Below are 23,220 nucleotides of genomic sequence, written 5' to 3' on the forward strand. Positions count from 1 at the left end.
TAGTGCCTTAGCCCTTCACGCCTCCTGCGGCGGTCTGGACGAAGTATTTGCGGATGCCGATGGCGAAGATCGCGACCGGCAACAGGATGAGGATGCCGGCGGCGGCGATCTTGCCCCACTCGGTGCCCTCGTAACCCATGTAGTTGAGGATCGCGATCGCGGCGGTCTTGGCCTCAAAGCGCGTCATCGTCAGGGCGAACAGGAACTCGTTCCAGGAAAAGATGAAGACCAGGATGGCCGCGCTCGCGATCCCCGGCGCCGCCATCGGGATGGCGACCTTGGTGAAGGCCTGGAACCGGGTCGCGCCGTCGACGCGCGCCGCCTCCTCGATCTCATAAGGAATGCCGTCGAAGAAGGAGATCAGGATCCAGATCGCCAGCGGCGCGGTGAAGACCGTGTTGATGAGAACGAGGCCGACGCGCGTGTCGATCAGGCCGACCTCGTTGAAGACCATGAAATAGGGGATCACGTAGATCATCCCCGGCGCGGCGCGCACCAGGAGCACCCAGGACAGCAGCGGGATCTTCGCCGGCGAGCGTAGCCGCGACAGCCCGTAGGCCGCCGGCAGGGCGAGCAGCATGGAAAAGACCACGGTGAGCGAGGAGATGATGACCGAGTTCAGGAACGAGCCCATGAAGCGCCGGTCGGTCAGCACCTCGCGGTAGTTCTCCAGGGTGAAATCGCCGATCAGGATCGGCGGCTTGGCGAAGATGTCGAGCTGGCCCTTGAACGAGGTCGACAGCAGCCAGACGACCGGCGCCACGAGGAAGACGATGAAGATCGTCGCGACGACATAGGCAAAGAGCTTCTCGCCGGGCTTCATGACCGCGCCTCCCGCCCTTCGCGCCGGGCAATGTTGATGAGGAACGGCGCTGTCGCGCCCATCATGGCGACGAAAAAGAAGAAGATAATCGTCGCGGCGTAGTCGACCCGCAGGTACTCGAAGCCGTTGACATAGGCGTAGTAGTTGATCGGCTCGGTCGAGCCGGCCGGGCCGCCGCCGGTCAGGACGAAGATGATCGGAAAGATCGCGAGCGCCTCCAGGATGCGGAAGACGGTGACCGTGACGACCACCGGCAGCATCTCCGGAATGGAAATGTACCAGTGGCGCTGGAACCAGTTGGCGCCGTCGATGCGCGCCGCCTCGTATTGCTCTTCGCCGATGGATTCCAGCGCCGACAGCATCAGGAGCGCGACGAAGGGCGTGCCGACCCATACCGAGGTGGCGATGACGACGGCAAGCGCGCTCGACGGCATCGACAGCAGATCGAGGCTGAGGTTCATGCCGAAAAGGCTGGCGCCGTAGGTGAGGCCGCCCGCGCCCGGGACGATGAACAGCTTCCAGACGAGGCCGGAGACGGCGGGCGGGATGACGGCCGGCAGCAGGAAGGCGATGCGCATCCAGCCCATGCCCGGCAGCTTTTCCTTCAGGATCATCGCCAGCAGGAGCCCGATGACGATCTGCAGTGCCACGGGAATGAAGATCAGCTCGACCGTAACGACCAGGGAGTTGAGGAAACGGTCGTCGGTGAAGAGCTCGAAATAGTTCTCCAGCCCGATGAAAACCGGACCGGCCGTCGATGTCAGCTTGATATAGAACAAACTGATACCGAACGTAATCAAAATGGGAAGGACGGTGATGGCGACCAGCGTCAGAAAGGTCGGCAGAATCAGCGTCATTAGGCCTTTATTGGCCGGATTTTTCATTATTTTCCTCCCTTAGCTCCGGTTTGTGACGCAAGTGCGACCATTGCGCAAATATCAATCTTCGATAATATATCGAAAAAGCTGATAACCGAGGCCATGGAAGACTACATCCGTTTTCTCGCCGTCGCCGAGCACCGCTCGATCTCGCGCGCGGCCGAAGCCCTGCACGTCTCGCAGCCGGCGCTGTCGCGCACCATCAGCCTGATGGAAGAGGATCTGGGGACGCGGCTTTTCGTGCGCACGCGCCAGGGCGTGCAGCTCTCCGAAGCCGGCAAGACGCTCTATCTTTACGCCAGCCGCGCGGTCCGGGCGATCAACAATGCGCGCGAGGAGATCGACTATTCCCTGCGCCAGACGGACCTCGTCCTCAGGATCTGTTGCGGCGACAGCTGGGGGTTCGGCATCCTGCCGCCGATCGTGCAGCGGTTCTCCGAGGACCATCCGGACGTCTTCCTCCAGGTCGACATTCTCGACCACGAAAGCCGCATCCAGGGCCTTGAGACGCGCAGCCACGCGATCGCCTTCGGGGTGATCTCCCCGGAGGTGCTGGCAACCCGCGCCTATGATTTCGAGCCGCTAATCAAAGCGCCCTACGACGTCTATTGCGACGAGACCCATCCGTTGCTGGCGAAGTCCGAGGTGACGGCCTCGGACCTGCTGTCATTCCACTGGATCAATCACAAGTTCGAGTACGATTACGACCCCTCGTCGGCGCTGAAGACCAAGCGGCATTTCGCGCTTCGCACCAACGCGATCCTGCACGCCATCGGCGCCATGCGCGGATCGAAGTACCTGTTGTCCACGGCCAAGACGCTGAAGGGCCATTTCGCGCGGGCCGGCATCGTCCCGCTGATCGAGGATCCGGAAAGCCCGGTGTTCGTTTCCGGCGCGATCACGGCGCGCAATGCGCACCTGCGCTCCACTGCCCGCGAATTCCTGTCCTATGTCCGCACCACGATCGCGAGCGGCTGAGCATCAGTGCACAACGGGGTCGGTTGATCCGACCGCCCTGCCCTACGCCTCCTCCCGCCTGCCGATGCGCAGCGATCCGCGGTCCCCGGGAAACGGCATGGCGAGCCGCTTCAGGGCGGCGGTGCGGTAGGGGGCGTTGCGGGCGCCGTAGCCGTTATAGGTGCCGCGGCGCTCGACGATCTCAAAGAAGAAGCCGTCGCCATGGGGGCGCGAATAGAGCTGCAGGAAGCTGCCGCCCGTCTCGTCCCGGTCATAGAGGATGTTGAGGTCGCGCAGGAGCGCGATCTCGTCCGGGGCAAGATCAAAGTCGCTGCCGAGGTCGCTGTAGTAGCTGTCGGGAATCGAAAGGCTCTCGAAGCGGTTCTCGGCGAGCTTGCGGGCGCTCGCAACGATGTCGTCGGTCAGGAACGCGAAGTGCTGGACCGAGGCGCCGTAGCTGTCGGACAGGAACCGGCCGGCGAAGGTGCGATAGGTGTCGACGCCGTTCATGGTCAGCCGGAACGCGCCGTCGGAGCCCTGCAGGGCGCGCGAGCGCACGAGGCCGGAGGGATCGGACACGCCGACCTGGGGCGCCTTTTCCACGTCGAACACCGAGGTGTAGAACAGGATCCAGCTCGGCAGTTCCTCCTGCTTCATGACCTGCGCCAGATGGTCGATGCGCCTCAACCCTGTCGACTGGATCGAGGTATCGGGCGCAAGGGGCTCGAACTCGGTCTCCCAGACCTTGCCGAGTTCGGTCTTGCGGTCGAGGAAATGGAGCACCGAGCCGCCGACGCCGCGCACGGCCGGGATGTTCAATTCGCCCGAATAGCGACGCTGGGCGAAGCGGCGGGCGCCGAGCATTTCGGTCCGCGTCGCCGCGGCCTCCGCATCGCCGACCAGAAGCCCGATATCGCAGACGCTGGTGCCGTGCATGACATAGGCGGAGTGGGCGTAGCCGCGGGTCTCGGAATTGACGACGATGTTGATGCCGTTCTGCTGCCAGAGCGTCACCTTGCGGGCGATGTGGCGGGCGACCGGGGTAAAGCCCAGTTGCCGCAGCATTTCTCCAAGGGAGGCGGCGTCGTCGGCGCCCGCGGTGAATTCGATGAACTCCACGCCCTCGATGTGCGCTTTTGCCGGCATGTCGGGAAGATCGAAGCGGCAGGTCGGCTCGGCCCGGCGTGCCGCATCGGCGAGCGCGGTGAGCGCCCGGTGGCCGTCGAGGGCGAGCTGGCGGGTGGTGGCCCGGCTGCGGTTTTCGACCAGGTCGAGGCTGTAGGCCCCGGCATAGCCGGTGGCGGCGACGGCGCGCACGAAATCGAGCAGCGGCAAGGCCCCCTCGCCCGGCAGCAGCCGGAAGCGGCGCGACTTGTACTCAAGGTCCATCGCCACGGCCGGCGCATCAGCAAGCTGGACGTGGAAGATGCGGTCTGCGGGAATGGCGCGGATGGCATCCGACGGCAGGCCGCGGGCAAGGACATGAAAACTGTCGAGGACGAGGCCGACGGCCGGACGGTCGGCGCGGCGGATGACCTCCCAGGCATCGCGGTAGTCGGAGACGTGTCTGCCCCAGGCGCGGGCCTCGTAGCAGATGCGCAGGCCCCTTGCGGCGGCGCGCTCGCCAAGGAGGGCAAAGTCGTCGGCCATGCGGTCGACGCCGCCAAGGCTTGCCGCCGAGGTGGCCGAGCCGAGCAGCATAAGGTCTGTGCCGAGTTCGGCCATGACGTCGAACCGGCGCTCGATCCGGTTCAGTGCCTTTTCCCGCAAATCCTCCGGCAGGCCCTCGAACTCGACCGAGGGCTGGAACAGGTGGATGGCCAACCCCTGATCGCGGACCATGTTGCCGATCTCGGCCGGGGTGCGGCCCTGGACGGCGAAGTCGAGTTCGGAGATCTCGATCCCGTCGAAGCCGGCGGCGGAGAAGGCCGCGAGCTTGTCCTCCAGCCCGTCGGCTGCCGAGAGGGTGGAAATGGAGGTCTTCATCGGGCCGCTCCTCTCAGAAGGGTTGGGACGGAATTTGGGGGCGGCAGCCTCGCGTCGCCGCCCCGCCGGACGTCAACCGGTCGCAGCGTGGCCGCCGCCGCCCTCGGGGGAGTAGATGTCGAGGATATTCCAGTGTCCGGAGGTCGGCGTCGGGTTGTTGATCATCGGCACGTCGATGACCGTCGGCTTGCCGCTGGCGATCGCCGCCTCCAGCGCCGGCTTGAAGTCCGCGGCCGAGGTCACGCGCACGCCCTCGCAGCCATAGGCGCGGGCGATCGCCGCATAGTCCGGCATCTGTTCCGCCGGGCTCGCGGCAGTCGGGAAGGTCGTGCCGTGGGTGAGGCCGTAATTCGACTGCTGCAGGCCGGCGATGGTGCCGTAGGCGTTGTTGTTCATGATGATCCAGATGACCGGCGTGTTCTCGGCCACGGCCGTTGCCAGCACCGCCGGGTTCTGGCCGAAGCCGCCGTCGCCAACGAGGGAAATCACCACCCGGTCCGGTTCCGCGATCTTGGCGCCGACCGCGGCCGGCGGGCCGAAGCCCATGGTGGCAAAGCCGCCGGGGATCAGGATCGAGCCGGGCGTGAAGATGTCGAACTGCTGGGCGACGCCGTTCTTGTTCCAGCCGACATCGGAGGTGAGGATCGCATCGCGCGGCATCACGGCGCGAAGGTCGGCAAGGATACGCTCCGGCATCATCGGGAAGGCATCGGAGACCTGCATCTCCGTATTGGTTTCCGCAAAGGCCTTGCGCTCTTCGGCGATGCGGGCGGCGCGCCCGTCCGGCCGGCGGCCGTCGGGCAGCATCTCGCGGGCGACGCGGTTGAGCACCGTGAGCGCCGGCTTGAGGTCCGCGACGGCGCCGATCTCGACCGGATAGTTGCGGCCGATCTCCTGCGGCTCGATGTCGATATGGATCAGCTTGGAGCCGTCCTTGCCGATATCGAAGGTGTATTCCGGATACCAGCTCGAACTGTCGGCCTCCTTGAAGCGGGTACCGAGGGCGAGGATCCAGTCCGCGCCGAGGGTCTGCTCGTTGGTGAACTTCATGCCCCAGAACCCGGTCATGCCGAGCACCAGCGGATGGTCGTCGGGCAGGACGCCCTTGCCCATCAGCGAGAAGGAGACCGGGATCTGCATGTGGTCGACGAAATCGCGCAGCTCGTCATAGGCGCGGGCGAGCGCGATGCCGCCGCCGACATGGATCACGGGCGATGCCGCATCGGCGAGCGCTGAGACGATCCGGCGGGCGGTGTCCTCATCGAGCGAGGGCTTTGCCAGTTTCTTGGAGCCGGTCTTCAGCCGGTCCCACAGGGCGACGTCGACCTCGGCGGAGAAGATGTCCATCGGCACGTTGACGAGCACCGGTCCCGGCTGGCCGCTCTCGGCCAGGATGAACGCCTTTTCGATGATCTCCGGCAGGAGTTCCGGCGTGTCGACGCGCCAGGCGCGCTTCACGAACGGGCGGTAGATCTCGTATTGCTGGGCGTCCGCATGGAGGTTGACCTCCTGGTGCGGGTGCTTGCCGTAGTAGTAGGACGGCACGTCGCCGGCGATGACCACCATCGGCGTGCAGTCGAGGGCGGCGTTGGCGACGCCCGTCGCGGCATTCGTGAGGCCCGGCGACAGGTGCGTCAGCAGCACCGAGGCCCTGCCGGTCGCCCTTGCGTAGCCGTCCGCCGCATGGGCCGAGATCTGCTCGTGGCGGACATTGACGAAGCGGATCCTGGAGTTGGCCAGCGCCGAGAGGACGGCGATGTTGGTGTGGCCGCACAGGCCGAAGATGTGCGTAATGCCGCGCGCTTCCAGATAGCGCACCAGTTGCGGCGCCTGCTCCGCCGTCTTGGCGTTGGGGTCCCGGGCCATTCAAAGCACCTCGGTGTTGTAGAACTCGCCGAACAGCTCCTCGTCGGACGGCCGGTCCTCGGGGATCGGACGGGCGACCCAGGTGACGTTCATGTAGTGCTTCAGCGAGATGTTCTCGTTGGTGATGTTGCCGCCCCAGACGCCGCAGCCGAGGCTGGAGGTCATCGGCATGCCGTTGGTGAAGGAGCCGGCATTGGCCTTGGACTGCGGCTGGCGCACCATGACCCGGCTGACCGGGGCGTTGGCGGCATGGCGCAGGATGCGCTCCTCGTCGAAGGAGTAGATGCCGCAGGAATGGCCCTTGCCGCCGACCTCGTAGATGGCGCGCACCATCGGCAGGGTCGCCTCGAAATCCTTGGCCCGGTAGAGCGCCATGGTCACGCAGAGCTTTTCGCGGCTGAAGGGGTGCTCCTTGCCGATCCCCTCCTGCTCGACCATCAGGAACTTGGCGCCGTCCGGCAGCTCGAAGCCGGCGAAATGGGCGATGGTCTTGGCGTCGACCGCGACGGTCTCGATCTTGCGCGAGCCGTCGTCGTTCCACAGCGCCTTGGCGAGGAGCTCCTTTTCCTCCGGCGAGCAGAGGTAGCCGCCCTCGGCGATCAGCGCGTCCCTCATCTTGTCGTAGACCGCATCGACGATGATCAGATTGCCGTCGGCCGAGCAGCCGGAGCCGAAATCCGACATCTTCGACATGCGGGAGTTGGCGGCGGCCTCGGCGATGTCGGCGGTCTCGTCGATGACCATGGTGGAGTTGCCGGCGCCGACGCCGAAGGCGGGCTTGCCGGAACTGTAAGCCGCCTTGACCATCGGCTTGCCGCCGGTGGCGAGCGTCAGGTCGGCCGACGCCATCAAATAGCCGGTCGCCGGGATCGACGGCTTGCGCACGCACTGGAACAGATCCTCCGGCGCGCCGACCAGCTTGCAGGCATGGCGCATCACGTTGACCATCTCGTTGGTGGTCTCCTTGGCGCGCGGATGCGGCGAGAAGATCACCGCGTCCTTGCACTTGGCGGCATAGATGCCGGTGACCGGCGGGGTCAGTTCGGGGTTCGTCGTCGGGATCAGCGAGGCGATGACGCCGGCCGGCTTGCCGATCTTGGTGAGGCCCTTTTCCGGGTCCTCCTCGATGACGCCGACCGACTTGCCGCGCAGCGCGTCGCGCAGGATGCCGAGGATCTTGAAGCGCTTGCCGCCGCGGCCGGCGCGGTCGCCGATGCCGCTCTCGTCGACGCCCATCTGGGCGATGCGCAGGAACGTCTTCTCGTTGCCGCAATGCCAGCCGATGGCCTGGGCAAGGCGGTCGACCTGGGCCTGGTCCCAATCGGCGATCTCGTCCATCGCCTTGCGGGCGCGGAGCATCATTTCGTCGATTGCGTCGATCTCTTCCTGTGTGATCTCGCGTGCCATTGTTATCTCCTTGTGCTCCTGTCGGCCTCAGATCGACTGCAGGGTCTCGGCCGGGTTCGCATCGAACACCGAGCGCGCCGCTTCGAGGCAGTTGCGGGCATGCTGCTCAAGCCCGAGTTCGGCAATCCGCTTGGCGTGGGGCAGCTCGATCGACAGCGGAAGGTCGGGAAAGAGGTAGTTGACGGCCCAGAAGTCGATGGCCCCCTCGCCCGGATAAAGGCGGGCGTCGCGGGCGGTCTGGATCATCTTCTCGCGGGTGAAGGCGAGGTCTTCCGCATCGCAGATGTGCAGGAAGTTGATCCACTCCGGCGGCACCTTTTCCAGCGCCAGCAGCGGCGTCTTGTTGAAGTGCATGTAGAGCGTGTCGACCAGCATGCCCTGGTTCCGACGCCCTGCCCGCTCCAGCACCTCCATCACCTCCTCCAGCGTCGTCAGCCGCGAGAAGGCCGGGAATTCCAGGTTCACCGTCAGCCCGAAGGGCGCGGCGAGGTCGCAGATCTCCGCAAAGGTCTCGACGATGTATTTGCGGTCGTTGCGCACATCGGTCCAGGCCGAGCAGATGACCTGGCTGGCGCCGAGCTCCGCCCCGACCTCGAAGGAGCGCAGGAACTCGCGCGGCTGAAGCCCGCGCATGATCCGCATCAGCTCGATGTCGAAGCATTTGAGGCCCGTATCGGCGAGCGCGCGCTTCGTCTCTTTCACGATCTGCGGGTCGGTCGGGTCGATGTCCGGTTCGCCGGCAACGCCGAGGTGGAACAGCCGGTAGCTGACATAGTCGTAGCCGGTGCGCGCGGCCATGTAGGTCTGTTCAGGCGGCGTGACGCCCGGCACGGTCAGGTAGGACAGTGAATAGGGATGGCTCATGCCTTCTCCTCCACGGCGCGCTCCCAGGGCGGAACGGGGACGTGGCTGACGCGGGCCGGCAGCGTGCGGCCGAGAAGCTCCTCCGCCTCGGCGACCAACGCCCGCAGCGCCTTCCAGTCGATGCCGGTCTCAAGGCCCATCTGCTCGCAGGCAAAGGCCGCGTCCTCGGTGGCGATGTTGCCGGTCGCCTTGGGCACGAACGGGCAGCCGCCGAGCCCACCGAGGGCGGCGTCGACGACGCGCACCCCGGCCTCGATCCCGGCGATCATGTTGGCAAGGCCGAGGCCCCGCGTGTCGTGCAGGTGGAGCGACAGCGCCACCTCCGGCGCAATCTCGCCGCGAAGCCGCGTGCACAGCTCGAACACCTGGCGCGGATTGGCGAGGCCGGCCGTGTCGGCGACGTTGATCTCATTGACGCCGAGGTCGGAGAAGCGGCGGGCGATCTCAGAGACCCGCTCCGGGTCGATCCGGCCCTCATAGCCGCAGCCGAGGGCGGACTGGATGCCGGCACGCACGGCGATCCCCTCGCCGAGCGCCTTTTCGATCACCGGCAGGATGCGCTCGATGCCGTCGTCGACGCTGCGGTTGGCGTTCTTTCGCGAATGGGTCTCCGAGGCCGAGACCGAGATCGACAGGTGCCTGACGCCGACGGCCATCGCGCGGTCGAGGCCGGCCTTGTTGAGGACGAGCGCGGTGTAGACGACGCCCTCCTTCGGCACGATCCGCTCGAACAGCGCATCGGTGTCGGCCATCTGCGGCACGCGTTCGGGATGGACGAAGGAGCCGACCTGGATGCGCCGCACCCCGGCCGCTTCCAGGGCCGTCAGGAAGTGCAGCTTTTCCTCGATCGAGAACAGCCGCTTTTCGACCTGCAGGCCGTCGCGCAGGAACGTGTCTTCGATCAGGATATCGTCCGAAAAGTCGTACATCAGAAGCCCAAAGCGTGCGGAAGCCAGGTGACCGTTGCCGGCACGAAGGTGAGGATCAAAAGCACCAGCACTTCGACGAAGAAGAACGGCATGATCTGCCGCACGATCCGCGACATGCCGACATTGGCCACCCCTTCGGCGACGAACAGGCACAGCCCGAGCGGCGGCGTGATCAGGCCGATCATCAGGTTGAAGATGACGAGAATGCCGAAATGGACCGGATCGACGCCCATGGAGACGGCGATCGGGTGCAGGATCGGCACCAGCACCAGCATCGCCGCGATGCCTTCGAAGAACAGGCCGACGAACAGGAACAGGACAATGACGGCGAGCAGGAACATCGTCTTGCTGTCGACATTGCCGATCACCCAGTCGGTCAGCATGTTCGGCACACGGTTATAGGTGAGCAGCCAGTTGGCGGCGGCGACGGCTGCGATGATGGCAAGGATCACCGCGCTGTCGCGCATCGCGTGGGCGAACAGGCGCGGCAGCATCGACGGCTTGATCTTGCGGTAGACGAAGAGGCCGAGGATCAGCGCATAGGCGACGGCAAAGCTGGCGGCCTCCGTCGGGGTGACGACGCCGAGCAGCATGGAGCCGACGACGAAGACGGGCATCAGGAGCGGCAGCACGCCGCCGAGGAGCGCGTCGCGGGTCGAGGTCCCGTCCTGCTTGGAGCCCGCGGAGGTCTCCTTCACCTTGACCCTCAGCGCGACATAGGCCGACAGGAAGAGCGCCAGCAGGAGGCCCGGCACGACGCCGGCAAGGAACAGCACCGGCACGGAGACGCCGGAGACGATCAGCGCGTAGATGATGACCGGGATCGAAGGCGGAATGATCGGCCCGATGACCGAGGAGGCGGCCGTCAGCGCGGCGGCGAAGGCGCGGTCGTAGCCGTTCTTTTCCATCTCCGGGATGAAGACGCGGCCGATGGCCGAAGTGTCGGCGACGGCCGAACCGGAGAGGCCCGCAAAGATCACCGAGGCCCAGATGTTGACATGGGCAAGGCCGGCCGGAAAGCGCCCGACGAGGATCTTGGCAAAGGCGATGATGCGGTGGGTGATGCCGCTCGCATTCATCAGCTCGCCGGCGAGGATGAACAGCGGAATGGCCAGAAGCGGGAAGGAGTTCAGCCCCTTGAACATCTCGGTCGCGACGATGCGGATGTTGTAGGGCGGCTCGCCGGTGGCCATGAACCACAAGAGGGCGGCGAGGATGGAAACGGCGATGGGCAGGCCGAACAACAGACCGCCGAGGAGAATGGCATAGGACATCGCTCAGGCCGCCTGATCTTGGACGCCGGCGCGGATCTCCTGCAGCCGCGTCAGGAACCGGATAAGGGCGGCGAGCGCGAGAAGGACGCCGCCGATGGCGATGGCGGACTGCCAGGTGCCGACGTGGCCGATCCATTCCAGCCAGGCAAGGCCGGTGCTGTCGGCGAGCGCGCGGGCGGAGCCGATGAGGCCGGACGCATCGATGTGCGGGCGCCGCATGGCGAACAGGATGCCGGACCAGGCGAGCGCTGCACCCGTCACCATGGTGACGATATCGGTCGCGGCAAAGAGCTTCTGCGTCCAGGCCTCCGGCAGAATGTCGGTGACGAGGGCGAAGCGGATGTGCCGGTCGTTGAGATAGGCAAGGCCGATGCCGAACATGACGCCGTAGATCATCAGGTAGATCGGCAGTTCCTCGCCCCATTCCAGGGAGCGGCCCGTGGTGTAGCGGCGCATCGAATTCACGAAGATGATGGCGAAGACGAGGAACATCATCAGGCCGGCCCCGAAGGCCAGGATGCGTTCATAGAGCCGGCTGATACGGGTCATGGGCGCCCTGTTTCTCCAGACATGCCGGGCTGGAGGGCAACGCGCACGGCGCTGCCCTCCGCCGGGGTGGTTGCTTATTCGGTCGCGGCGGCGACGGCCTTGTCGAGCTGGTCGATCCAGCCGGCGTCGTCACCGAGTTCGCCGGCGAGCCATTCCTTGACGGCGGGCTGGGCGGCGTTGCGGAACTGGGCGAGTTCCTCGGCGGTCGGCGAATAGACCTGCATGCCCTCGGCCTGGACGGCGTTGACGCCGAGCGCGGTCGAGAACTGCTGGATGGAGCGGCCCATATTGCCGGCGACGATGGCGGCCTTCTGGACCACTTCCTGCTCCGCCGGGCTCAGCGACTGGAAGAACTCGTCGGAGATCAGCAGGAAGTCGGCGCCGTAGACGTGACCGTCGAGGGTCATGTACTTCTGCAGCTTGTGCAGACCGTTGTTGTAGATCACGCCGACCGGGTTCTCCTGGCCGTCGACGACGCCGGTGGTCAGCGCGTTGGGAAGCTCGGTCCAGGCGATCGGGGTCGGCTCGCCGCCGAGGCCCTTGACCATCTCGATGTAGAGCGGGATCGGCTGCACGCGGAACTTCAGGCCCTTCATGTCCGCCGGGGTGCGGATTTCGCGCACGCCGTTGGTGAAGTTGCGGAAGCCGGTCTCACCATAGGCGAGCGTCCTGAGGCCGGTCTTTTCCAGGCAATGCTCGGCGAGGGCAGCGCCGAAGTCGCCGTCGAGCACCTTCCAGGCGACGGGCGCGGAGGGGAAGGTGTAGGGAATGTCCAGCACGGAGGCGGCCGGGCAGACCTTGGACATGGCGCCGGAGACCATCACCACCTGGGTGATGCCGTCCTGGGCCTGGGCGACCAGTTCGTCCTCGTTGCCGAGCGCGCCGGCCGGGAACAATTCGACCGTCAGGTCGGTCTCGCCCTCGACGATGTTCTTGAAGATCTCCGCCGCGGCGCCCTTCTTGGAATTCTGCCAGTCAGCGGGGTCGACATGTGCAAAGCGGATGGTCTGCGCGTTGGCGACCGCCATCCCCAGCCCCATCGCCAGGGCGGCGATGGCCGATAGTGTCGTGGTGGTGGTGAAACGCATGGTCTTTCCTCCCTTTTGCGTTCATTGCTGTTTCAGTCGTTGGCAGCGGCCATCAGCCGGGCCTTTCTGGCGAACGCCTCGCGCATCGCCCGCTGGTCCGGCTTCTGGCCCGTAAAGAGTTCGAAGGCGCGCACGGCCTGCCAGAGGGCCATGCCGCCACCGCCCATGACCCGGCAGCCGCGCGCCCGCGCGGTCGCCAGGAACTCCGTCTCGATGGGGAAATAGACGACGTCGACGACCCAGGCCTCGCCCCGGATCGCTTCGGCCGGCAGCGGCAGGCCCGGCATCTTCTGCATGCCGACGGGCGAGGCGTTGACGATGCCGTCGCAGCCCTCGGCCGCCGCGCCGGCATCCTCGACCACGACGATCTCGGCCGCCTTGCCGAGTTCTGCCATTTCGCGGGCGAGCAGCTCGGCCCTGGCGCGGTCGGGGTCGAAGAGGCGCAACTCGCCGACGCCCTCGCTGAGAAGACCGAAGGCCACGGCGGAACCGGCGCCTCCGGCACCCAGTTGCAGGACACGTGTCCGCGGCACGTCGGGGAGTTCGTTGCGAAAGGCCTCGGTGAAGCCCCAGATGTCGGTATTGTGGCCGAAGCGGCGCCCATCCCGAAGGACGACCGTGTTGACGGCGCCGACGCCGCGGGCGTTTTCCGACAATTCGTCCAGGTACGGCAGCACCGCCTGTTTGCACGGGTAGGTGACGTTGAGGCCGTCGAAGCCCATCCAGTCGGCGAGCTTCAACAGCTCCGAAAGGGGGATATCCGGCCCGAGGTCGAGATCGAGACGGCGATAGACGAGCGAGAAACCCGCCGCCAGTGCGGCAGCCTCGTGCATGGCGGGCGTTCGCGATTCCGCGATCCCAGCGCCAATTAAACCGATGAGCACCGAGCCGCGCCCGGCACCCCGATCATCCGGCAACCGTAACATGTATCCTCCCTAGTACCGACGACATTGGACCGTACGGTTAAAAGAGTCAATTGCTTTGGACCGGCCGGTTCATTACCCTGACGTCAAGCAAGGAATCCGAAATCAATGAGCGACATAGAGGCGGCGGACGAGGCTCCGGAGACGGAACCGAAGAGGCGCTGGAAACAGGATCCGGAAGCGGTGCGGGCCAATATCCTGGCGGCCGCGGCCGAGGAATTCGCCGAGCACGGCCTGACCGGCGCGCGGGTCAGCGAGATCGCCGCGCGCACGCGCACCTCCAAGCGGATGATCTATTATTATTTCGAGGACAAGGAGACGCTCTACCGGCGGGTCCTGGAAGAGGCCTACCGCAAGGTCCGCGGCGAGGAATCCACCCTCGACCTGTCGTCGCTGGCGCCGCTCGATGCGCTGCGCAAGCTGGTGGAGTTCACCTTCGACCACCACCGCGCCAATGAGAGCTTCATCCGCCTGGTGATGATCGAGAACGTCCACAAGGGCCGGCACCTGGCGACGTCGGACCTGATCGCGCGGGTCAATGCCAGCGCCATCGAACGCATCCACGAGATCTGCGCGCGCGGCCAGGAGGACGGCAGCATCCGCGCGACCGTGACGCCGCTGGAGCTGCACTGGATGATCTCAGCGCTCTGCTTCTTCAACGTTTCGAACCGGCCGAGCTTCGGCATCAGTTTCGGCGAGCACCTGTTCGATCCGGAGAACGAGGAGCGCCTGCGCGACCTCACCATCGAGGCGGTGCTGTCCGCGGCGCGGCCGCCGCGGTAAGGGCGCAGGACGCGTACCCGACATGCGGGCAGCGCGGAGCGAACGCGGTCAGTCGAACACCGATGCGATCTCGTCGACGCTGACGCCTTCCTTGATCTCGCGCAGGCGCGCATAGATCAGGGCGATGACGATGCCGCCGAAGCCCATGAAGAAAGCCGTGAGGAGGGCCAAGGCGCCCGCGCCGATGAACAGGCTGCTGGTGCCGATCATGGCAATGATAACGCCGCCGGCGAGGCTGATGAGGACCAGGATGATGCCGACGAGGACCAAGGTCCCGAGGATCGGCCAGCGGTACCCCTTGGTCAGCTGCGCGCTGCGGCCGAGGCCGCGAAAGCCGATGCCCTCGATGACGACGGCCGGCGCCATGACCGAGAACACGGCGTAGACCCAAAGGCCCGGAATGATCAGGGCCAGTGCGGCAATCACTGCGAGAAAGCCCGCGGCCAGGCCGAGAATCGCGATCGGCAGGGCCGAGCCGAAGGCGCGCGAGATGTACTGGCCCATGCGCAGCGGCCGCTTGAGCTTGGCGTCATAGGCCAGTTGCACCAGCAGAGCGGTCGCGATCGCATAGACGACCTGGTCGATCAGTGTCTGAAAGAAACTGGCGGCCGCCGCGCCGGCATTGGACGTGTTGACCTCAGTCAGGCCGAGGGTGACGCTCCAGCCGACGAGCATCGCGGAGATGACGAGCCCGATCACCGTCGGGATAAGGGCCATGACGATCACGGCGGGAAATTTCCGGAAAAAGATCGAAAAACTGTCGCCGATGATCGTGCCGACGCCAAGCGACGGCGCGGGCCGGTCCATGGACATATCCGTCATGACAAATCCTTTTCTCGAAAACGCCTTATCTGTTCAATCGGGCGCCCCGTCCCGGCCGCGAGGATGCGACCGCTCGCTCCAACCCATGAAAAGCCGGCCTGCCTTGCGCGCGCAACCCTTTTTGCCGAGGCGGCCTGTCTCAGTCAGCCGGCTGTGGCAAAAGCCTCACTCGTCCTCGCTCGATGCGGCGAAATGCTTGTCCTTGCGCCGGTCGCCGAAGAGCTGGCGCTGCTCCAGATGCTCGCGCTGCGCGTTGTAGAACGCGCGCAGGAACTCCCGGTGATCGGACGGCGGGATCGGGTCGGCATGGCCGATCTTGTGCTGGATCCTGTCGACGATCGCGGCCAGCGTCGCGCGGTGATTGGTGTATTCGGAGAGCGCCACGGATCGTTCTTCCACCCTCAGAAACTTCTCAAGGGTCTGCAGCTCGAACGCCCCATAGTGGTCCAGCTGGTGCGGCAGGAAGGTGAACCTGTCGCCGGTTGCCGCACCGCGTGGGGCCTCCGCCGCAAGGTCCTTCAGGAGGATCGGCACCGGCAGGTGGATCACATGTGTGCCCGCGATCATGTCGCCGAGCCGCATGCGGTACCGGTTGAGGAGCGGGACGAGCAATGTGATGACGATCCACGCCAGGCCGAGCAGCATGAGGACGGGCTCGTCGGCGTCCAGCGCCAGGAGCAGGGTCGCGGGCAGCAAGACCTCCGCCTCCTTCATCAGGTTGCGCGCGACCACCGCGTGGGTCGTCAGCGGGCCGCCGTCATGGGCGACCACCTTGATCTTCATCAGCCGCTTGCCGAGCGTCTGGCCGTTCCAGACCAGTTCAGAGACCACGTAATAGGGCACACGGATCAGGAAGAAGAGCATGACGCCGATGGCAAGCGTGCTCGTCGGATCGGTGGCGCCAAGGGCAATCAGCAACAGGAAGATGGCGAGCGCTCCGACGAAGGTGATCAGCACATCGGCGATCTGGGCGGCCAGGCGGACGCCGACGCCGGCCACCTTCAGCTTCAGCGGCACGCCTTCCGGCGGCATGATCTCGTCGACCGGCGGCCTTTTCTCAGATGGGCGGGACCGGCGGATCATCGCGGCGACCTTCCCGCCAGAACGACCCAGGCCAGCCAGAGAAGGCCGACGCCCCAGCCGAGCGCGAACCGCGTTTCCGGCTGCTGGATGAGCTGCCGGGCAAAGCCCTCCAGAACGGCGGCGACCAGCAGCATTGCGGCCGCGACGATCGCAAGCTTGGCGGCATCGCGGCCGGCATGGCGAAGCGCGTCCCGGCGCGTCCGGTCGCCCGGAAAGAGAACCGCCCAGCCGAGCTGCAATCCCCCGGCGCAGGCAACGCAGATCGCCGACAGCTCCGTCACCCCGTGGACCGAAAGCCAGGCGGCCAGATCGACCCCGAGGCCGCGGTCGACATACAAGGCAAAGAACGCCCCGAGGGACAGGCCATTCTGGACGGTGAGCAGGATGGCCGGAACGCACAGGAAGACGCCGAGGCCGAAGACCAGAAACGCAACCTGCGTGTTGTGCGAAAAAAGGAAGGTCGCAAAGGCGCCGAGCGCCGACTTGTCGGGGGCCTCATCATAGAGCGCCCGGCGCAGGAACTCCGTGGTGGCCTCCGGCCCGCGACCCCCTGCAAGGCCGGACGGCATGAAGACGTGGTACCAGCCGGTGCTCTCCTGGTAGAGCAGGTAGCCGACGAAGACGCCGAGGCCGAGACACAGATAGGCGGCGAGGATGAACGGCCACGAGCGGCGCATGGCCCGGGGCGCGCTCTGCGCGAAGAACCGCCGCAAGACGCCGCCGACACGCTCCTGCGGCGCGTAGACGCTGAGATAGGCCCGCGCCGTCAGCGCCTCCAGATACTCCAGCAGCGCCTTGTCAAGGGAGACCTCCCGGGCGATGGCAAGCGCGGTCGTCGCCTGCCGGTAGAGCGCGGAGAGGTCGCGGGCCGCGGCAAAGCTCATATGCTGGATGCCGTGCGTCTCGGCCTCGGTGACCAGCCGCTCCAGCCGCTTCCAGTCGGCTTCCCGCTCCTTGCGGAACCGGGCCGAACGCATGAGCTGGCCCTGGTCCATCAGATCACCTCGCGCGCCTTGATATCGAGATAGGCCGAGATCAGCCGGGCCGTCACCTGGTCCGGCCTGGCATCGACGACCGTGACGCCGAGCCGGGCGAGCCGTTCGTGCACCAGGCGGCGTTCGGCGATCGACTGGCTGGCGGCAACGAGGGTCGCGACGCCGTTGAGGGTCTCCGGCGCCGTCTCGACCAGCCCTTCGGTCTCGGGATCGCGCAGGGTCACGAAGATCAGCACGTGGCGCCGTGCCAGGATGCCGATGTTCTCGATCAGCAGTTCGGCCGAGGTGGTGTCGACGAAATCGGTGAAGATAACGATCAGGCTGCGCTTCGGCGTGCGCGCGTTGAGCTCGCTGAGGGCCAGCATGTGGTTGGTTTCGCGGCCGACATAGGTGAAATCCGCCATCAGGCTGCGCAGCCGCGCAAAGGCCGCGCGGCCGGCCTGCGGGGCGACGAAGACCCGGGGCTGGATGTCGTAGGCGTAGCAGGCGACGAGGTCGCCGCCGATGATCGCCGCCCATGCGGTGGCAAGGGCGGCGGTGACGGCATGGTCGATCTTGGCAATGCCCATCACCTCCTCGCGCATCAGATAGCCGGTGTCGAGCGCGACAATGACCTGGTGGTTGCGTTCCGCCCTCAGCTCCTTGGCGACGAGCGAGCGGCGGCGGGCGGAGCGCTTCCAGTCGATGGTCTTGACGTCCATGCCTTGCACGAAGTCCCGGAGCTGGTGGAATTCGGACCCCTCGCCGATGATCCGGTTTTCCTTGACGCCGAACAGCGTGCTGGCAACGGTGGTGGTGATCTGGCCCGACTGGACGAGACGGATGTTCGGCACCACCCGGACGCTGGCGCCGACGGCGATGCGCGGGACGAATTCAAAGAGCTTCAGGCGCGATTGCCAGGACAGCCACAAATACTCGAACGACCAGTTGCCGCGCCGGACCGCCCGGCAGGGCACGCGTGCCCTAGCCGTCCGGTCGTCGCTGACCTCGAACGCAAACTCGCCGGGGCCGCTGACGCCGACCGGCCACTCGAGCCGGCCGCGCAGGGCGTCCGGCGCGTTCGCGACCGCAAGCTTCAGGTCGGCCGTCTCGCCGACGAAGATCTCCGGGACGAGCTCGAACGCGACCTCCTTGCGCCGCGACGGCGACAGCAGGAGGTCGGCGGCACCGGCGAACGCCAGCAGCGCCCAGGGCAACAGCGCCGCCTCGCGCAGTACGCCGCCGAGGACCGACGCCACGACCGACAGGACCAGCGCCAGGGTTCCGGCCAACAACAGTCTGGGGGCGGGACGGATCAGCGCGGGGCCTCGATCTGGTTGAGGATGTTCTCAAGCACCTGGGCCGGGTGCCGGCCCTCGATCTCGGCCGTGGGACCGAGCACGATGCGGTGGCGCAGCGCCGGCACGAACAGCCGCTTGACGTCATCGGGGATAGCAAAGTCCCGCCCGTTCAGCGCCGCAAAGGCGCGCGCGGCACCGGCCATCGCATCGGCCGCGCGCGTCGAGGCGCCGAAGGCGATGTCGGCGCTTTCCCGGGTCGCGCGCACCAGCCGGAGGATATAGGCGAGGATGTCGTCGTCGAGGATGATGGCATCGATCGCAGACCGGATTTCCGCCAATTCGCCGGCGCCGATGACCTGGTCCAGGCCGGTCGGCTCCGTCCCCACATCGATCGGCTGGGCGGCGTGCTGCTGCAGGATCGCCATCTCGATGTCCTGGGGCGGGAAATCGATGACCAGCTTGAACAGGAACCGGTCGAGCTGCGCCTCCGGCAGCGGATAGGTGCCCTGCTGCTCGATCGGGTTCTGGGTGGCGACGACGATGAATTCGGAGCCGAGCGCGTGGTCGGTGCCGTCGATGCTGACGATGCGCTCGTTCATGGCCTGCAGCAGCGCGGCCTGGGTCTTGGGCGGTGCCCGGTTGATCTCATCGGCGAGCAGGATCTGGCTGAACACCGGCCCCTTGGTGAGCACGAAATCGTTGGTCTGGAAGTTGAAGATCGAGGTGCCGAGAACGTCGCCCGGCATCAGGTCGGGCGTGAACTGGATGCGCCCGAAATCGAGGTCGAGGGCGGCGGCGAAGGAGCGCGCCAGCAGCGTCTTGGCGGTGCCCGGCGGTCCTTCCAGAAGCACGTGGCCCTGCGCGAACAGCGCCACCAGGAGGAGTTCGATAATGTCCTCCTGGCCGAGGACCACCTTGCCGATCTCGGCGCGCAGGGCCTCCGCCCGCTCGCGAAGCATGTCAGGTGTCATGCGTTATCTGCTCCAATATCCGTTCCAGTCTGTCGACATGTTGCATGGCTTCGTTGGCGCCGACCCGCTGGGGCAGCGCGTCGATGGCGGAGAGCGCGGCGGCCAGCGGCTCGGCATAAGCCGGATGGCGGCGGCGCAGATATTTCAGGAACGCATCGCTTCCCGCAATGCGATGCCCCTCGGCGGGACCGACCATGGCGGCGGCCGTCGCCGCGAGCCGGGCCCTTGCGTAGTCCTTGACCATGGCGCCGTCCTGGTCGGCAAGGCGCATCAGGCGTGCCCGGGCGGCGATCGCCACGGTCTTGCTCGCCCCGAGGCCGCCGCCGCCGGCCCTGACCGGGCCGTAGCGCCGGGCGCCGCGCCACAGGAACAGGGCGAATGTAAGCGCCGCGCCGAGCCAGAGAAGCGTGAAGGGCGGCGAGAAGAAGCGCTTGAGGTCGGCCCAGCTCCGCTCGCGCCTTGCGGCATCGCGGGGGGCGTGCAGCCAGTTGCTGAGGCTGTAGTCGATGACGATGTTGCGATCGCCCGCAAGCTGCCGGAAGAGGTTCCTGGCGATGAACGCGTTGTCGCCGAGGCGCAGGCCGTGATTGTTGAGAAGGTCGGGATCGGAGAGGATCAGGACGCGCCGCTTGCCGTCCCTCGCCGCCAGCGGACAGTCGGCGAGGAGCATGGCGCCGGGCCGGCCGATCATCGGCTTGCAGCCGGGAGCGTCGAACAGCTGGGCCGCGTAGACCTCCGCCGTCAGCGCCCTGCCCGCCTCCGTGCCGTAGCGGAAGCCGGTGAAGGCGCGGTTCGAATAGGTGATCCGGGCCGTGCGGGCGCCGATCAACTGCCGCAGCATGGCCTCCAGGCGGGACGGCTCGACACGCAGCAGGGGGTGGCCGAGCCGCTCCAGGCGCATGGCGCTGCGCCATTTCGGCAGGGCAATCAGGGCATCGACCCGGCGCGCCTTGTCGCGGATGACAGTGTAGGTCAGGTCGTTCTCGTCCTGCTGGAGGAGCAGTTGCTCGCTCGTCTCCGGCGTCGGGCGCGCCTTGTCCGGCCGGGTGTCGTAGATCGGCAGCACCAGGAGGCCGATGGTGCTCTGGTCGATCTGCCAGCCGCCGGAGAACCCTTGCGCGCTGAGGCCGTCGGAGGAGAGCCACGCCTGCAGGCCGTCGAACCCGGTCGTTGAGCTGCGCAGCGCCTGTTGCCGCAGCGTGAGCCCGTAGCCGACGATGCCGACGACGAGGACGACGAAGACCGCGATCAGGACCGTCTCGGCGCGCGGCCCCCGGGGCCGGCCGGTGATGGTTGTCGCGCTCATGGGCCGGTCGCCCCGAACAGCGGCCTGATGTCTTCGACAAGCGCGTCGAACTCGCCCTCGCTGACGTCGCGACCGCCGAAATGCACCCGCTCGCTGGCAAAGACCAGCGCGCGGAGCGCGTCCAGATGGGCCTGGCCGGCGGGAATGTGGCTGAGGGCATCCCGGGCAGTCCAGCTTCGCTGCGGCAGGACGCCGTGGGCGCCGAGCACCCGCAGAAGGGCCGACTGCGCCAGCAGCATGACGGCGCGGCGCCTGTCGGCGATCCGCAGCAATGCCTCAAGCGTGCCCGGCACGGGCTCCGCCTCGCTCTCCTCGCCGCCGCGCGCCCGGCGGCGGGATCGCCCGGGATTCGCCGCCTCCTGGCGCAGTGAGACGGAGATGCCGCCGCCATAGCGGGCCAGCAGATAGCCGAGGGCCGCGAGGATGGACGCCGTGACCACGACGACGATGATCCGCGGAGCGCTCCAGTCCCCGGCCGTCCACTCCTTCGACGGGGGCTCCGGCTGCTGGCTCGTTTCCAGCGGCGGACGCGGGCCGAACGGATCGTAGTAGACGGCGTCGGTATCGATGCCCCGCAGCCGCAGGGACTTCAGGTAGGCGGACCCGGACTCGGTGATCTCCCGGCTCGGCTGCACGACCTCCTGCGCAACCACGGCGGATGCATGAAGGACAACCGCGACAAAGAGGATGAGCGCAACGCGCGGTCGCATCCCGAACTCCGATTGCTGAGACACTGGTCGGCCGCGATCCCGTTCGGACAGGTCCTCAAGCGTTGCCCGGACATGCGCGGTGGTCAATGCGGCGTTATAGAACGCACCGCCGATCCGGAACAAGGCACGGGGCAAGAGCGGGCCGCGGCAGGTGCGCGGCCCGGCGTCATTTGCTCAGGGAAGCTGCGACATCCGAGGGGCCGGCATTTCCTGGACAGGAAGGCCTTCCGGCCGTTCCGCGACCTGCCGCCCCGGCGTGCGGGTCCAGAAGGCCCGGAGCGACGGTCCGTCCCTGATGCGACGCTCGCGGAAGAAGGAGACGATCTCATAGGGCCAGACGCGGCGTCCCATGGCGGTGTACCAGCGCATCGCGTGGCGCTGCTCCCGGTCCGGCTGCAGATAGGTGCGCCAGAGCGCTTTCGGCCGGCACTGCAGGGCCGCTTCGATGAATTTCACCCAGACGAGAACCCGCCAGGGCGCCATCTGCTGCGTCGCCAGCACCTGGTGCTTGTAGTCCCAGCGGCGCTGGTCGGGCTGGATGGTGGTCCGGTCCGCCTCCTCGTCGAAATAGGGCGTCCAGCGATGCGGGGTCGCATAGAGGATCTGGACCTGATCGGGGTCGTAGGCGAGCAACTGGCGCAGCATGCGCCAATAGTCCCGGTCCGCTTCCTCCCTGAACCCAACGACCGAGGTCGCCATGGAGATGATGCCGTGGCGGCGCAGCAGCCGGATGGCCTGGCGGTCGGTCGCCGTGGTCGAGCCCTTCCTGATGCGCTCAAGGGTGGCCGCATCGGTGTTTTCCAGCCCGAGCAGGAAGCGGATGACGCCGGCCTTCCGGTAGAGGTGCAGGATGTCGGCGTCGCGGACGATATCGCCGGCGCGGGTCGAGCCGACGAGGGTGAGGTCGACGTCCTCGGCGATGAGCGCTTCCAGGAACGCCTTCCAGGCGCGGCGCGACGACGTCGGGTTCTCGTCGGCGAGGTTGATGACCTTGACCCCCTCCTCGCGGTGCAGCCGGGCCAGTTCCCTGGCAAAGGCGACCGGGTCCCGGTGCCGCCAGCGCTTCCAGAAGAGGTTCTGGCCGCAATAGGTGCACTGGTGCGGGCAGCCGCGCGAGAACTGGGCGACGACGGCGCGCATCCCGCCCCAATAGCTGTAGCGCGCGTGGTCGATCAGCTCCCAGCCGATCCGGTAGGCGTCGAGATTGCCGATCAGCGGCGCCGGAGCGGTGCGCACCGGCCGGCCGTCGCTGAGGAACGCCAGTCCGGGCAGATGGTCGAACGGCTGGCGCTGCGCCATCGCCCGGACGAGCCGGCGGGTGGTTTCCTCCCCCTCCCCGCAGACGATCGCCGTCACATGGGGTTCCGTGAGCAGGACTTCGCGCCAGTGGTAGGTCGGGTAGACGCCGCCATAGACGATGGCGATGTCCGGGCGGGCCCGTGCAACCGCTGCCGCGACCTCGGCGATGACCGGGTGGCCGGAGGTCGAGCCGGAATGGCCGAACAGGACGATGTCGGGATCGAAATGGACCACGGCCTCGACGAGCGCCCGGGTCGGCGTCGGCGCAAGGTCGGCATCGATCAGGCGCACCTCGTGGCCGTCGTCGATCAGCGGGCCGCCGATGGCAAGCAGGCCGAGCGGCGGCAGGTGGTCGTCCGGGATGCGGCTGCCGATGGCCGGGTGCGTGACGTTGATGAGCAGGATGCGCAGGACGGGCATACCCGCA

The 23,220-nt window shown here is 66.8% G+C and carries 21 protein-coding genes; 2 read left to right on the forward strand and 19 right to left on the reverse strand.

Translation table 11 applies throughout. The features are described from left to right. Positions 1 to 7: 7 nt before the first annotated feature. Positions 8 to 823, reverse strand: coding sequence for a carbohydrate ABC transporter permease (locus M2319_RS18685; protein WP_264602983.1), 816 nt, complete (start codon positions 821 to 823; stop codon positions 8 to 10). Then, on the reverse strand, positions 820 to 1,680 hold the full coding sequence (locus M2319_RS18690) for a carbohydrate ABC transporter permease (RefSeq protein ID WP_264602984.1): 861 nt from the start codon (positions 1,678 to 1,680) through the stop codon (positions 820 to 822). Before M2319_RS18690 ends, M2319_RS18685 begins: the two co-directional genes overlap by 4 nt. A gap of 123 nt (positions 1,681 to 1,803) precedes the next feature. Between M2319_RS18690 and M2319_RS18695 the strand changes: the two genes are divergently transcribed. Beyond that, positions 1,804 to 2,679, forward strand: a complete 876-nt coding sequence (locus tag M2319_RS18695; RefSeq protein ID WP_264602985.1) for a LysR family transcriptional regulator — start codon at positions 1,804 to 1,806, stop codon at positions 2,677 to 2,679. Between the two features lie 42 nt (positions 2,680 to 2,721). Here the strand turns inward: M2319_RS18695 and M2319_RS18700 are convergent, their stop codons facing one another. The 9 genes from M2319_RS18700 to M2319_RS18740 all read right to left on the reverse strand — a co-directional run bounded on the left by M2319_RS18700 (position 2,722) and on the right by M2319_RS18740 (position 13,547). Continuing rightward, positions 2,722 to 4,644: a bifunctional sugar phosphate isomerase/epimerase/4-hydroxyphenylpyruvate dioxygenase family protein gene (locus tag M2319_RS18700; RefSeq protein ID WP_264602986.1), complete on the reverse strand. Its 1,923-nt coding sequence runs from the start codon at positions 4,642 to 4,644 to the stop codon at positions 2,722 to 2,724. A 72-nt stretch (positions 4,645 to 4,716) separates the two neighbouring features. Further along, positions 4,717 to 6,510: a thiamine pyrophosphate-binding protein gene (locus M2319_RS18705; RefSeq protein ID WP_264602987.1), complete on the reverse strand. Its 1,794-nt coding sequence runs from the start codon at positions 6,508 to 6,510 to the stop codon at positions 4,717 to 4,719. Continuing rightward, positions 6,511 to 7,917, reverse strand: coding sequence for an aldehyde dehydrogenase family protein (locus tag M2319_RS18710; protein ID WP_264602988.1), 1,407 nt, complete (start codon positions 7,915 to 7,917; stop codon positions 6,511 to 6,513). It lies immediately after the preceding gene. Positions 7,918 to 7,944: 27 nt separating this feature from the next. Next, positions 7,945 to 8,781, reverse strand: coding sequence for a sugar phosphate isomerase/epimerase family protein (locus tag M2319_RS18715; RefSeq protein WP_264602989.1), 837 nt, complete (start codon positions 8,779 to 8,781; stop codon positions 7,945 to 7,947). After that, complete coding sequence (locus M2319_RS18720) at positions 8,778 to 9,710, reverse strand: hydroxymethylglutaryl-CoA lyase (RefSeq protein ID WP_264602990.1); 933 nt, start codon at positions 9,708 to 9,710, stop codon at positions 8,778 to 8,780. The genes M2319_RS18715 and M2319_RS18720 overlap by 4 nt, the downstream gene beginning before the upstream one ends. Then, on the reverse strand, positions 9,710 to 10,984 hold the full coding sequence (locus tag M2319_RS18725; protein WP_264602991.1) for a TRAP transporter large permease: 1,275 nt from the start codon (positions 10,982 to 10,984) through the stop codon (positions 9,710 to 9,712). Before M2319_RS18725 ends, M2319_RS18720 begins: the two co-directional genes overlap by 1 nt. Before the next feature lie 3 nt (positions 10,985 to 10,987). After that, positions 10,988 to 11,533, reverse strand: coding sequence for a TRAP transporter small permease (locus M2319_RS18730; RefSeq protein WP_264602992.1), 546 nt, complete (start codon positions 11,531 to 11,533; stop codon positions 10,988 to 10,990). Between the two features lie 74 nt (positions 11,534 to 11,607). Further along, positions 11,608 to 12,621 carry a DctP family TRAP transporter solute-binding subunit gene (locus tag M2319_RS18735; protein ID WP_264602993.1) on the reverse strand — a complete coding sequence of 338 codons (1,014 nt, stop codon included), beginning with the start codon at positions 12,619 to 12,621 and terminating at the stop codon, positions 11,608 to 11,610. Between the two features lie 32 nt (positions 12,622 to 12,653). Then, the gene (locus tag M2319_RS18740; protein ID WP_406682216.1) at positions 12,654 to 13,547 is read right to left on the reverse strand and encodes a shikimate dehydrogenase; all 894 of its coding nucleotides are present in this window, start codon (positions 13,545 to 13,547) and stop codon (positions 12,654 to 12,656) included. Positions 13,548 to 13,652: 105 nt separating this feature from the next. On the opposite strand from M2319_RS18740, the gene M2319_RS18745 reads away from it, so the two are divergent. Next, entirely contained in the window at positions 13,653 to 14,327 is a 675-nt protein-coding gene (locus M2319_RS18745) for a TetR family transcriptional regulator (protein WP_264602995.1), read from the forward strand. Positions 14,328 to 14,375: 48 nt separating this feature from the next. On the opposite strand, the gene M2319_RS18750 is transcribed toward M2319_RS18745, so the two are convergent. From M2319_RS18750 to bchE, 8 genes are all read right to left on the reverse strand, one after another. Next, on the reverse strand, positions 14,376 to 15,149 hold the full coding sequence (locus M2319_RS18750; protein WP_264602996.1) for a hypothetical protein: 774 nt from the start codon (positions 15,147 to 15,149) through the stop codon (positions 14,376 to 14,378). 165 nt (positions 15,150 to 15,314) lie between these two features. Further along, the gene (locus M2319_RS18755; RefSeq protein ID WP_264602997.1) at positions 15,315 to 16,232 is read right to left on the reverse strand and encodes an RDD family protein; all 918 of its coding nucleotides are present in this window, start codon (positions 16,230 to 16,232) and stop codon (positions 15,315 to 15,317) included. Continuing rightward, positions 16,229 to 17,227 (reverse strand): stage II sporulation protein M, encoded by a 999-nt coding sequence (locus tag M2319_RS18760; RefSeq protein WP_264602998.1) that lies wholly within the window; start codon positions 17,225 to 17,227, stop codon positions 16,229 to 16,231. The genes M2319_RS18755 and M2319_RS18760 overlap by 4 nt, the downstream gene beginning before the upstream one ends. Further along, on the reverse strand, positions 17,227 to 18,498 hold the full coding sequence (locus M2319_RS18765; RefSeq protein WP_264602999.1) for a DUF58 domain-containing protein: 1,272 nt from the start codon (positions 18,496 to 18,498) through the stop codon (positions 17,227 to 17,229). The genes M2319_RS18760 and M2319_RS18765 overlap by 1 nt, the downstream gene beginning before the upstream one ends. 23 nt (positions 18,499 to 18,521) lie before the next feature. Beyond that, entirely contained in the window at positions 18,522 to 19,478 is a 957-nt protein-coding gene (locus tag M2319_RS18770) for an AAA family ATPase (RefSeq protein WP_264603000.1), read from the reverse strand. Beyond that, the gene (locus tag M2319_RS18775; RefSeq protein ID WP_264603001.1) at positions 19,468 to 20,784 is read right to left on the reverse strand and encodes a hypothetical protein; all 1,317 of its coding nucleotides are present in this window, start codon (positions 20,782 to 20,784) and stop codon (positions 19,468 to 19,470) included. Before M2319_RS18775 ends, M2319_RS18770 begins: the two co-directional genes overlap by 11 nt. Continuing rightward, positions 20,781 to 21,494: a DUF4129 domain-containing protein gene (locus M2319_RS18780; protein ID WP_264603002.1), complete on the reverse strand. Its 714-nt coding sequence runs from the start codon at positions 21,492 to 21,494 to the stop codon at positions 20,781 to 20,783. Before M2319_RS18780 ends, M2319_RS18775 begins: the two co-directional genes overlap by 4 nt. Positions 21,495 to 21,668: 174 nt before the next feature. Next, positions 21,669 to 23,204: a magnesium-protoporphyrin IX monomethyl ester anaerobic oxidative cyclase gene (gene bchE, locus M2319_RS18785; RefSeq protein WP_264603088.1), complete on the reverse strand. Its 1,536-nt coding sequence runs from the start codon at positions 23,202 to 23,204 to the stop codon at positions 21,669 to 21,671. Between the last annotated feature and the right edge of the window lie 16 nt (positions 23,205 to 23,220).

Origin of the sequence: Rhodobium gokarnense (assembly GCF_025961475.1) — a bacterium.
In the GTDB taxonomy this organism is placed as follows: Bacteria; Pseudomonadota; Alphaproteobacteria; order Rhizobiales; family Rhodobiaceae; genus Rhodobium; species Rhodobium gokarnense.